The sequence below is a fragment of the Actinokineospora sp. genome (assembly GCF_050699995.1).
In the GTDB taxonomy this organism is placed as follows: Bacteria; Actinomycetota; Actinomycetes; order Mycobacteriales; family Pseudonocardiaceae; genus Actinokineospora.
Map to the genome: position 1 here is coordinate 1 of NZ_JBOHGC010000122.1, position 3009 is coordinate 3009.

Below are 3009 nucleotides of genomic sequence, written 5' to 3' on the forward strand. Positions count from 1 at the left end.
CTCGGCGGCGGTGATCCGCCGGGGTCCATCGGCTCGAGTCGGTAGGATGGCGGAATCGTTCATTAGTGGGCACGGGACGGAAGACACCCGAACGATACGCTCGGCGAAGCCAGGTCTCAATTCGCGCCGAGGGTCCCGGCCGTCGGTCAGGTCAACCTGTGGTCGATGGTCCAGCGGGCTGGTCGTCGGTCCAGGCTCAATCCCCGACGCCAGGAGTGTACAACGAACGGATGCGCTGGGCGCGAAAGACGTACCCGGCATTCCCCTCGATTTGCCACACCATCCGCCCCGCCGCGTCGTATTCCTCCACTCTCCCGCCGTTCCCGAATGCGACCAGGGTATGGCCGTTCGGTAGATCCTGGGTTGTCCCACCGAGAGCAGCGACAGTCGGGACGCTCGGGACATACGACACGAGCAGCCGCGCGCTCCTGGTCGCGGGATCGACCGCGTACCGTTCGCCCCGGCTCCCGGCGGCGTGACCCAGGTTGTCCAACAGCAGGAGGTCGCCCCCGGCCGTCAGCCTGACCCCGTGCTGGCGAGAGAACGGCGGCGGCGCCTCCCCGAACACGAATTGGTTGCGCAGGCCGCCCATCCGCCAGACCACGGCGCCGGTCCGGGTGTCGATCGTGGTCAGCTCGCTCAAGCTCCGAAACGACACGACCAGGTTGCCGTCGGCATCGAGGTCCAGAGCGTTCCCGTGGGTCCAGTTGACGCTCGGCCCGGCGCGGCCGGCGGCGTCGAGGTCGGTGATCTCGAAGTGCTCGAACGGGCGCCACTCGAAGAGGAGCCCTCCCGCTGCGCTCATGTGCTGAATCACCGTGCCAGTGACCTGCGCTCCCGCCACACCGCCGACCGCCGAGAGGTCAATCGTTCGGGTCTCGTCGCACATCACCCAATACGACCCGTCCGGCACCGCGATCAGATCGTGGAACCGGGGCACGAGCCCGCGGGCGCAACCGAGCGTGCGGGTCACCCGGCCGAGCGGATCGATCTCCAGCCACGGCGCAGGATTCCCCTGGTCCGCCGCGATCGGACGGGTGTAGTACCGCCCCGTCGGCTGCGGCTGGAAGTTGAGCGTCGCCGGATCCGGAAGCCGGACGTACCAGACTATCCGTCCTGTGTTGTCTATCGCGAGGCCGTACCCGCCCGCCGCGAAGACCAGGTAGCCGGGAGACGGATCGGCTCCGCCAGCGGCGTAGCGGGGCAGATCGGAGGGGAGCGTATCGGTCGTGACGTGCAGCAGCTCGCTCCTGCCCACGCCGCCCGGGCCGTACACCGTCACTCGCAGCGCGTATGCCGTTCCGGGAAGGAGACCGAGCACCGGGATGAGCGCCGAGTCGCCCTCGACCTTCACGGCGGGCGTGGCGCTGTCGAGCGCCGCGCCGTGCACCGTGCCGAACCGCACGATCGCGCTGTCGGCGTACCGGAGGCGTACCGCGACCGCGGCGCTCAGGGCGTTGCCCGACCCGGGCGAGGGGTCCGCGCGATCGATCACCGGCGCCGGTGGTGCCGCAAGCTCGCCGGGCTCGGTCAGGCAACCGCCAAGGAGCACGAGCACGATAGCGCAGCCGGTGCAGCGCATCGCGGCGTCCTCAGGGAACGTCGGTGCAGCTGACGTCGAACAGGAGAGCGGAGGTCTCCCCGACGGCGACCGACACCGTCCGCGGATTGCTCCCGTTCACCGTGCAGTTCGAGGCGATGTCGCCGAGCTGGTAGGTGTGGTCGCCGGGAGGAACCTGGGCGAAGAAGCGATCCCCGTTCGGCTCCAGGAAGAGCGTCCCTTCTTCGCAGTAGTAGTCGTAGAACCCGCAGGGCGGCAGGACCACCAGCTCGCCATCGAGCATCAGCGTGTAACCGTTCTGGTCCAGGTCGGCGCCCGCGGTCGTGGTGGTCAGGAGCACGTCACCGGTGACCCCCTGGCACGACACCTCAAGCGCGGTGCGGACGGTATCACGGGTGAGCCCGCCCGCCGTCACCACCACCGTTCGACTCGGCGAGTCGCTCGAGCTACAGTTCGCGCTGAACTCGTCCAGCCTGACGACGTGGCTTCCCGGCAGCACCTCCTCGACCACGACTGAGCCGCCAGCGAAAACGCGGGCTGTCGAGACGCCATCCACGTGCACGTCGTATCCGTCTGGATCGAAGTCCCGCCCCGAGGTCGGCGCTGCCACCTCGATCGCACCGGTCACCGCCCGGCATTCGACCTGAAACGCGACCGTAGCAACCTGGTCGAGCGCGATGGTCACGCGCACCGAGTCGGGGCCCTGGACCGCGCAGTTTGGGGCGATTCCGCCGAGCACCACATCGTGCTCCCCCGGGGGCAGGGACAGAAGGAGCAACCCTTGAGTCGTGTGCGGGGGCCCGGCGCCGGCCCGCACGACGTAGCTCGCGTCCCGGTCCACGCCGGTGGTGGGCACCGACACCCGCAGGTTGACCGGCGAGGGCTCGGAGGAGTCGCCGCAGCCGAATGACGCCAGGGCGACAAGGCCATACGGGAGCAGGCGGGGGCGGGGGCGCATGAGTCTCCTCCCTGGAAGGCGCCTCCCGGCGGTCTGCCGGGAGCGGCTCCGCGAATCGTCCATCCCTAATACGACAAACCCCGGGTCGATCCCCTCACGCTCGGAGCAGGTGTAGCCCGCTCGCGCGATGAGTACATTTGATGTGCACCCCAAGAACCCTCCTTTTCGCTTGGAAGGCCGACCGAGATGGGCGGTCCCGACCAGCAGACGGTCACTCACCTCCTGGATGAGCTGAGGGGTGGGAATCGACAGGCCTTTGGCGAGTTGCTTCCCCTCGTCTACGATGAGCTGCGCGAGCTTGCCGCGCGGCAGAGGCAGCGCTGGAACGAAGAGGAAACGCTGAACACGACCGGCCTCGTCCATGAGGCCTATCTACGATTGGTCGACCAGTCGGCGCCCCAGTGGTGGAGTTACCCGCATTTCCTGGCCGTTGCCTCCACGGCCATGCGGCAGATCCTCCTCGACAATGCCAAGCGAAAGCACGCCGCGA

The 3009-nt window shown here is 68.5% G+C and carries 3 protein-coding genes; 1 reads left to right on the forward strand and 2 read right to left on the reverse strand.

Annotated elements, in window-relative coordinates; genetic code table 11:
- Positions 1-196: 196 nt before the first annotated feature.
- Both ACRDSQ_RS06905 and ACRDSQ_RS06910 read right to left on the reverse strand, forming a co-directional pair.
- Positions 197-1582, reverse strand: a complete 1386-nt coding sequence (locus tag ACRDSQ_RS06905; protein ID WP_431419740.1) for an arylsulfotransferase family protein — start codon at positions 1580-1582, stop codon at positions 197-199.
- Between the two features lie 10 nt (positions 1583-1592).
- Positions 1593-2519: a hypothetical protein gene (locus ACRDSQ_RS06910; RefSeq protein WP_431419742.1), complete on the reverse strand. Its 927-nt coding sequence runs from the start codon at positions 2517-2519 to the stop codon at positions 1593-1595.
- A 186-nt stretch (positions 2520-2705) separates the two neighbouring features.
- Here ACRDSQ_RS06910 and ACRDSQ_RS06915 point away from each other — a divergent pair.
- Positions 2706-3009: ECF-type sigma factor (locus ACRDSQ_RS06915; protein WP_431419743.1), on the forward strand; the 304-nt coding region annotated here is incomplete at its 3' end.

Bases quoted from the DNA above. Each gene is read 5' to 3' on its own strand.
- ACRDSQ_RS06905 (WP_431419740.1), bottom strand. From the start codon at position 1,582: ATGCGCTGCACCGGCTGCGCTATCGTGCTCGTGCTCCTTGGCGGTTGC.
- ACRDSQ_RS06910 (WP_431419742.1), bottom strand. From the start codon at position 2,519: ATGCGCCCCCGCCCCCGCCTGCTCCCGTATGGCCTTGTCGCCCTGGCG.